Raw genomic sequence first — 8,521 nt, 5'->3', positions numbered from 1 at the left:
TGACAAGAACCTGTATTTCCATTACAGCCCGTACGAGATTACCGCTTTCGCTGCCGGGGATATCACCATCCCTGTTTCATGGCAGGAGCTTAAAGGCAGCCTGAATCCGGAATTCAGAGAACGGATGGACATCAGGGAATAAGCCCGGAAAATACGGTGGATCCCGCAATAGGTCTGCTCCGGCATTCTTACCGGCGGAAATACAACCTAACGCTAATGCATAAAGATAAAATTAACGGATATTAATGCTTCCCAATCGGAAGCATTTTTTAATTTTGCATCCATGGAAAATGTGGCCTTTATCATCAATCCTTTTTCGGCAAAGAAAAACTACCATCCGTTTCTCAATGAGCTCAAAGCCAAGGTAAAAGATCCCCTGTACTATATTTCGGATTCCATTACCGGGACTGACGATTTTATCAGGGACCATTTCAGCCGGGTAGAGGTCTTTGTGGCGATAGGAGGGGACGGTACCATTTCTACCGTAGCGCGGAACCTCATCGGTACCGGAAAAATCCTGGCCATTTTCCCGGCAGGCTCCGGAAACGGGTTTTCCAACGAAAACAAATTCGGCAAAAACCTCGATGAGCTGCTGCAGAAACTCAGAGCAAAATCCTCCAGGAAAATCGATACCTTCACGGTTAACGGCCTGCTGTCCATCAACGTTTCCGGAACCGGTTTCGACGGCAAAGTGGTGAAGGAATTTGAAAAAACCAGCCGCGGATTCAAAAACTATATCAGGGTTTCCCTGAGGACCTTTTTCAGCTACAAGCCCATCAAGCTTACGTTTTCCGATGAAGGCTACCGGAAGTACAACGGGAAATACCTCATGGTGAATATTGCCAACACCCGGCAGTTCGGCAACAACGCCTATATCGCCCCGCAGGCCAGCAAAAGCGACGGCCTGGTGGATATGGTGCTGGTGAAGAAATTCCCGCTGGCCTATTCCCCGCTGTTTGCATTCCGCATGTTTACCAAAAAACTGAGAGAGGATGACTACATTACCTACCTTCCGGTCTCCGAAGTCGAATTCAAAGTCAATACAAAAAACTGGCATATCGACGGGGAATTCAACAAAATCAAATCGCCGGTACACATAAAGGTACAGCCGGCCAGCCTCAACATCCTGATTTGATTGGAAAGGCCATCGGAAGTACAGGCTGCCTGCTGAAGTGACGTTGCGGTTATTTTTCAGGAGCTTTTTCCGGCTCTCCGCTCATACTCCTCGCGCCTGCGTTACATCCTGCCCATCCGCCGGACCCATCCGCTCCCGGGCTCTCCAACTCCGCTGTGGGGTAACCGCTGCGATCCGGGCTAGGCTGCCGTTGCGGTTCAGCATCAGTCATTATTTCATCAATCAATCAATCAATCAATCAATCAATCAATCAATCAATAGCGTTGGGCTTTAGCCCGACGTCATGATAGCGGTATACATCCGGCTTTAGCCGAAACCTGTCCGCATTCAGCTGATGCCGGATCATCAGGTACCCTGTGGTTAATGGGTTGAAATCAATTCTATTGACCGTATACCCGGTTTTAAAGACGGTTACGGGGATCCCTTGCAGAATGAATTTTCTTTTCCGGTCCTGTAACCTGGGTTCTGTTTCGGGTGTATGTTAATTTTACCAAGCAAAATCCCCTGTTCGTAAAAGAAACAGGGGTAATATCATGTGAGAACCGGTATGCGTACAACCGGATTAATTCTTCACCACATAGGCAGGCTGATTGACGACGGTCTTACCGTTCTGGTCTTCTACCGTAAGGGTGTAAGGGGCTTTTTTAGCAGAATCGGTCAGGTAGTTTCTCCAGATCCTGTAGGTATAGCCGTTGTTGCTGAATTCGTAATAGTAGTTTCCGCCTGTTCCGTCCGGGATCATCTCACCGTCGCTGATGATCATGCTCGGCCTGGAAGAGAGTTTTCCGTTGGCAGGCCAGGATTGGTACAGGTAATTCCCGTTCGGCTGCTGGTCAATCTTGATCTTGAATTTCCTGGTCTTCACGATAACCGATTTCGGTACCTTTTGTATTGCTTCAGTCATGCAGCCGGTATCAGCAGCTGATTCGCTTCTGCTTTCATGGGCATAAGCCATGGTACAAATAACAGCCAGAAAGGCTCCGGACAAAACTTTCTTAATCATATTGTTTTTGATTTAGGTTGAGATAAACCTTCATCAAATTTAAAGCCAGCATGATATATAGGAAATGGGAGCATAAGTTTATTCTTTAATAAATTTCCTGTTTACATTTCCTTCGGTTTTAAGATAATACATGCCGGGAATGAGACCCGATACATTTATTTTTTCCTGTTCGTGACGGATAACCTGCTGCAGGAGGATTTTTCCGGTGCCGTCGATGATCTGAATAGGGCTATTATGCAATTTCTTGTCAATGTGACTGATCGTAAGCACTTCTTTTACCGGATTAGGATAAATATCTGCAGGGTTTACTGACTCTTGGTCATGAACTGACAGGCTGTTATTTACAGTAACTTCTATCAGGTAACTCTGATACGGGTTTCTTCCGTTATTGATGTTATTGAAATCATATTTTTTCGTCAGGACATTACTGCCGGGATCATATTCAAACAGGGTTCCGTCAGAAGTGTTGCCGCCCCAATAGGTCATTCCGTATATTTTATTATTGGAAGCCATCATCAGGCTTCCGAAAGGGATGCTTCCTGAAACAATTTCATAGAAATCTATTTTTTTTGTAAAAAGATGAGTCAACGGATTAAACTGATACAGTACACCCTGATTATGCGCACCTCCATACATGGTCATGCCGTAGAGGTTTCCGTCGGGAGTCTGCATCAGGGTTCCGTTTGAGCGGGTTCCGTAGGCATATTCGAAGTCGTACAGTTTTGTAACGGTATTGGTTGTTATATTATATTTATAGATTGTTCCCCAGCCCTCGGTTCCGCTGTCATTGGTTACTCCGTATAGATCGCCGTCTGTTCCCTGTAAAAGCGCCCCTACAGGCTGCGAACCGTAGGTAATATTGATGAAATTGACTTTTTTTGTAAGGATGCCCGTATTGGCATCGAATTCAAATAAAACCCCGTTATCGGTATTTCCTCCGAAGCTTGCCGTGCCGTACAGCTTACCGTTTGATGCCTGCATAAGGCTGCCCTTCGGTCTGTATCCGTTGGTACCGTTGAAGTCAGCTTTTTTCGTATAGATGTTGGTAGCGGGATCATATTCAAAAAGGGTTCCTTTATTTTCTGTTCCTCCGTAGGAAGTAACTCCGTACATCTTTCCCGAAGAGAGCTGGATCAGGGCTCCGGTAGGTACGCGTCCCGAAGCGGTTGCCGGAAACTCATACTTTTTGGTCAGCACACCTGTAGCAAGGTCATACTCAAATAAAACGCCGTTATTGAAACTTCCTCCATATTCTGTCATGCCATACAGTTTTCCGTTAGAAGCCTGCAGCAGGCTGCCTGCAGGATTGGTTCCGTTGCTGCCCGTAAAATCAATTTTCTTTACATTGGTATTGGTGTTATAGTCATACTCAAAAAGAGTCCCTCTATCAATAATTCCGCCTCTGAAGGTCATTCCGTATAGTTTTTTTGATTGTGCAGAAGTCAGCGAAACAACCGTCAGCAATGGCCAGAACAATAATTTTTTTAACATACCTGAATACTATTAAGAGGTTAAAGTATAATGCGCAAATGCTTCTTCCAAACTGTCAAACCTTCCTTTGAATTCACTGATGGCGCAGTCCTGGAGAATATGCCCTTTATGGATCAGGATAACGCGGGAGCAAAGCGCTTCCACCTCCTGCATGATGTGGGTGGAAAGAAGCACGGTTTTCTGCTGGCCGATTTCCTTCACCACATTCCGGATTTCAATAATCTGGTTGGGATCCAGCCCGTTGGTCGGTTCGTCCAGGATCAGGAGATCCGGCTCATGAAGGATGGCCTGCGCCAGTCCTACCCGCTGCTTGTATCCTTTGGAAAGCTGGCCGATCTTCTTGTTTCTTTCCGGCGTTATGCCTACCAGAGCAATGACTTCTTCCACCCGCGATTCCGGGATCTTATGGATATTGGCTACGAATTCGAGATATTCCTTGACAAACATCTCCAGGTACAGCGGATTGTTTTCCGGAAGGAAACCGATTCTCTTCTTGCTCTCGGTCTCATGTTCGGTGATGTTTTTACCGTTGAAGATGATTTCGCCTTCATCAATTTTCAGGGCACCGACAATCGATTTCATCAGGGTGGATTTCCCGGCTCCGTTAGGGCCCAGAAGACCGATGATTTCATGGTTTTCTATGGAGATGCTGATGTCGTCTAACGCAGTCTGGCCGCCGAATTTCTTAGTTAAATGATGAATATGAAGAGGCATAATAAAAGGTCTTTTTGCAAAAATAAAAATAAAAAAGCTCATTCCGGGGAATGAGCTGTACGAATATTGGTGAATACCGTTTATTTTCTTGTTTTCTTACCGGCAGGCGCAGGAGTTCGTGGAACTGCCGTTGCTGCAGAAGAAGAAACAGGGGTTACGGGATTTACCGGAGTCATTCCGGCCGCTCGGTCATACAAGGATGATTTTCCGTTAAGCTTTCCGAAAATCTTATCAATCTGCTTCTTGTTCAGTACCTGGGATTTTCCTACATACTTACGGTTCTTGTTGATATACTGGATAAACTGAACGGTAGGCTGCCCCAGGTTCTTTTCAAAATGAAGTTCAACAATATCATTGGGAAGTTCCAGGACGATATTGCCTTCCGGGGTGTCGATAAATCCATTGGTGATCAGTTCATACAGCCCTGCCACATCTTTATTCATATTCTGGAAAGAAAAGGAACGGAACGTATTCAGGTTGGCGGTATTCAGGTCCTGATAATTAATGGTAAATTTATCTTCTTTTTTATATAAACCTACGGAATTATCTTTACCGATTTCTACCAACGAAACATTTTTCAGCACTTTGATCTGTGAAAAAGCTGAAATTCCGAAAAGGCATGTAAAGAGTAGAATTATTTTTCTCATACGACGATTTTTTTATGTTTTTCTCTGCCTGTTTAAAAATAACAGGGGAACAAATAAATTTTCTAATTACAAACAAAAGTAATAATTTTTTTCATATCCGGATGTTAAAATTCAGTCACGATCCTTATTCCTTATTTATTGAATTATTTTAAATTCGTGATTTACAGTAGCTTATTTAAATATGGATTAATAAGCTACTGCTATAAAACACTATCACAAGTATCATGCTAAACAGGTAGAAATCAACTGCTAATATTGTTCACGTTTGTGAGAAATATTTTATATGCCATGAATATTAAATTTATGAAATGCATATAAATTTAACAGCTGCTAACATGGGAAGTAACACACGGTTTTCCTTAGTAAGATAACATTCCCCTGAAAGTCTGACAGGGGAATAAAAGATAACAAGGATAAAAGTAAAAAACAAATGATCAGATTGTAACTGGAATGCAGAGTATGAAGTTCTGCGGCAGCCGTTACAGTGTCTGGATTTCTTCAGGCAACGGTATTTCCTGAACATACAGCTTTTGCCGGAATTCTTCAAGAGCCATCCTGCTTTCACCATGAATCTCACGTTCCAGCGTATCAGGGTTGTGAATATCCCAGACGCCGCTGTGATGCCATTGGGCGGGGAAGTCCCAGTCCGGGCGGTCGATGACCGGGTAAATACAGCAGCCCAACAGGGGAATCCCGCTTTGCAGGATGGTGATGCATTCTTCAGCAATCATTTTCAGCCATGGGTATCTCTTGTCTCCGGCCATACTGGTTTCGGAGATGACCACCGGCCTTCCGTATCGGATAAAGACTTCCTCCACCAGCGAATACAGGCTTTTCCACAAAGGATTCGGCGGGCTTTCATCCCAGGGGATATACTGATGGTCCGTTACCGTCCATTGGTTGTCACAGTAAAAATTCACCCCGATAATGTCCAGGTATTCAGGTTTTCCTCTCAGTTCCGGGCACATTTTCCCTGTCAGGATGTCCAGTACCTGAAACTGCTCCTGATGCTTTTTATGGGCGGCAAGAACCAGAGCGGTATCCGCCGGATCCGGTGAAACAATATGGATCAACGGTTCGGTAGGCATTATTTTAACATGCGGATCTGCTTCCCGCATCATTTCAATCCCTTCTATATAGGCTTTCATCATCATGTATTTCACCTCCCATCCCTGGCCAACGCAGTAAGGGCTGGTTCCGCGTACGTCTCCGCCCAGCCATGACAGGAAGCTGACTTCGTTGATGGGGGTTACGATGAGATCGCCCTCGGGACAGAGGCTCCGGTACTTCAGGACAAAAGCCCTGCACAGATGGGCAAATCTCCTGGCGAACATAGGGTGCAGCGGCGTAAGGTCATCCGGAAACCCGAAATGGCAGATATCCCAGATGATTTCGATGTCATTGGCCTTCGCCCGGGAGATCATGTCTTCCACCTGGCTCCAGTCATATTCAAAAGGGGATTTCTCTACAAAACTCCACCGGATGCCCTCGCGGACGGTAGAAATTCCGATTTCCCTGAGGTTGCGGTAATCTTCCGCAATATACCGGTCGTGGCCGGTAAGTTCCGTAAGGTCCACCCGCTCACCGAAGGCATTCTGATGGTCGGCACATTCAAATCCGCCCATGATAAAAGAGCGGAACGGTTTTTCAGGGTTCTGGTAAGTTGTACTGTAGTCCGTCATTATCTTTGATTCTTTTTTTGAATGGTGTCTTGATTTAAAAAGTGATTTCCTCTTTTATGGTGATCATCGCAAACATTATCCCGGATAAGATCATCCCGGTCTGCCGTAAACGCTTTTTTTTCGTAGTCTGCCGGTGTTGGGCCGGTCATCCGAGCATCATACATAAATGCCGTTGCTTTTTTTTACGTTGTTGATCAGGATATTCATTTTCTCGAATGTATTGTCCCAGGAGTCATCCGCCAGGAATTCATCTACCTTGATCAGCCATTCCTTTTTGCATTCTTTTGCCAGCTCTTCCTCACCGTACATGATGAAATCGTCTGCATGGCCGGCGATATAGACCAGGTTTTCTTCACCATAAGGCTTTACAACGTCCTTGATGGGCGTGGAAATTACGGGAAGGCCTGCTGCAAGGTATTCCGGGGTTTTGGTCGGACTGATAAATTCGGTGGATTCATTCAGCGCAAACATCACCAGGGCAATATCCCAGTGGCCGATGTAAGCCGGAAGCTCTTCATATTTTTTCGGACCCAGGTAATGGATGTTGTCTGCTTTCGGAAGGTCATCCGGATTGATTTTCACCACCGGGCCGATGATGACAAAATGCCAGTCCGGTTTTCGCCGGGCAACTTCGCGCAGCAGCTCGATATCAAATCTTTCATCAATGACCCCGTAGAACCCGAATCTCGGATGCGGAATGTCTTTCTGGTCCTGCCGGTCGGTCCCGTGTTGCCTTGCTGCCTGAAAATGTTCTTTATCAATGCTGCTCGGAAAAGGGTGGATGTTGTGATGACGGTCTTTCTTAGCCTGATACAGCGTATGGCCACCGGTAAAGACAACATCAGCTTTTTTAAAAAGTTCGGTCTCCAGTGCCAGAAGCTGTGGCGGAGCAAAACGGAAGGCGGAAAGTTCATCCATCGAGTCATACAGGGTAACCTGCGGCTTCAGGTGGCTGGTGTATTCCAATGCCATCGGGGTATAATACCAGCACAGGTATTCCTTGATTCCCTGATCGGCCATTAACTGGTCAATGATGTTCTTTAACCTGATATTGCGGTCGGTTCCATGATCATCCAGGAACAGGGCTACAATGGAAATGCCGTCCTGCCGGGTGATCTGATAGGAATCTGAACCGGGTCTCGGCTCTTCGAAATAGTAAACGTTATACTGTCTTGCAAAGCGGCTCAGCAGATGCTGAGGGCGCTGATACACAAAATTCCAGTGGAGATGACTGAAACATAAAATATTCTGCATATGATTTGGTGTTAATTATGTCCTGAAGACCGGAAATCAACGGTGCGCTTAGCACTGGAACAGTGAAAGTGGCGGTAGATGTCGTGGTGTAATTCTGAACTGTCTAGTAAAACTATTATTTAAAAAAGAATTCCTTTATGCACAGGATCATAAGACAGCTGTTTCAAATCAAGTATAACCTGGCGGATTTCAAATGTTTTATGGTAGATAAAACGGGCAAAACAGATCCGGAAAGGACGCCTTCCCCGGATGATGCCCCGGAAAAATGATGCCGCCTCCATTGTGATGCTAATGAGCGGTAACTTCCACTTTGCTCTTTCCGTTCTGTTTCTTGCTTACCCGGATCTGTACCGGGATACGTTCCGTCATTTCCTGTACGTGGGAAATTACCCCGACTTTCCGGCCCTGGTTATGAAGCCTCTCGAGAGCATCCATGGCAATATTCAGGGTATTGGGATCCAGCGATCCGAAACCTTCGTCGATGAACAGCGATTCCACTTTCATCCGGTTGGAGGATAATGAAGCAAGACCTAACGCCAGGGCCAGGGATACCAGGAATGACTCACCGCCGGAAAGTGAATACACCGTCCGTACC

General features: G+C 45.6%; 8 protein-coding genes. 1 reads left to right on the top strand and 7 read right to left on the bottom strand.

What is annotated here, in order from left to right; genetic code table 11:
- Positions 1-283 precede the first annotated feature (283 nt).
- Entirely contained in the window at positions 284-1,135 is an 852-nt protein-coding gene (locus QZ735_RS03220) for a diacylglycerol kinase family protein (RefSeq protein ID WP_294244102.1), read from the top strand.
- Positions 1,136-1,697: 562 nt separating this feature from the next.
- On the opposite strand, the gene QZ735_RS03215 is transcribed toward QZ735_RS03220, so the two are convergent.
- The 7 genes from QZ735_RS03215 to QZ735_RS03185 all read right to left on the bottom strand — a co-directional run.
- Complete coding sequence (locus tag QZ735_RS03215) at positions 1,698-2,138, bottom strand: hypothetical protein (RefSeq protein WP_294244100.1); 441 nt, start codon at positions 2,136-2,138, stop codon at positions 1,698-1,700.
- Between the two features lie 78 nt (positions 2,139-2,216).
- Entirely contained in the window at positions 2,217-3,629 is a 1,413-nt protein-coding gene (locus tag QZ735_RS03210) for a choice-of-anchor tandem repeat GloVer-containing protein (RefSeq protein ID WP_294244098.1), read from the bottom strand.
- Positions 3,630-3,641: 12 nt separating this feature from the next.
- The gene (locus QZ735_RS03205; protein ID WP_294244095.1) at positions 3,642-4,343 is read right to left on the bottom strand and encodes an ABC transporter ATP-binding protein; all 702 of its coding nucleotides are present in this window, start codon (positions 4,341-4,343) and stop codon (positions 3,642-3,644) included.
- A gap of 80 nt (positions 4,344-4,423) precedes the next feature.
- Complete coding sequence (locus QZ735_RS03200; protein ID WP_294244092.1) at positions 4,424-4,990, bottom strand: hypothetical protein; 567 nt, start codon at positions 4,988-4,990, stop codon at positions 4,424-4,426.
- A 479-nt stretch (positions 4,991-5,469) separates the two neighbouring features.
- Complete coding sequence (locus tag QZ735_RS03195; RefSeq protein WP_294244089.1) at positions 5,470-6,672, bottom strand: hypothetical protein; 1,203 nt, start codon at positions 6,670-6,672, stop codon at positions 5,470-5,472.
- A gap of 156 nt (positions 6,673-6,828) precedes the next feature.
- The gene (locus tag QZ735_RS03190) at positions 6,829-7,926 is read right to left on the bottom strand and encodes a glycosyltransferase family 1 protein (RefSeq protein WP_294244086.1); all 1,098 of its coding nucleotides are present in this window, start codon (positions 7,924-7,926) and stop codon (positions 6,829-6,831) included.
- A gap of 288 nt (positions 7,927-8,214) precedes the next feature.
- On the bottom strand, positions 8,215-8,521 hold a 307-nt coding region (locus tag QZ735_RS03185; RefSeq protein WP_294244083.1), incomplete at its 5' end, for an SbcC/MukB-like Walker B domain-containing protein.

The organism is uncultured Chryseobacterium sp. (genome assembly GCF_913776365.1).
GTDB lineage: Bacteria > Bacteroidota > Bacteroidia > Flavobacteriales > Weeksellaceae > Chryseobacterium.
Note: the sequence above shows the minus strand (reverse complement) of the source record. Positions and strands in the feature narration are given on the sequence as shown.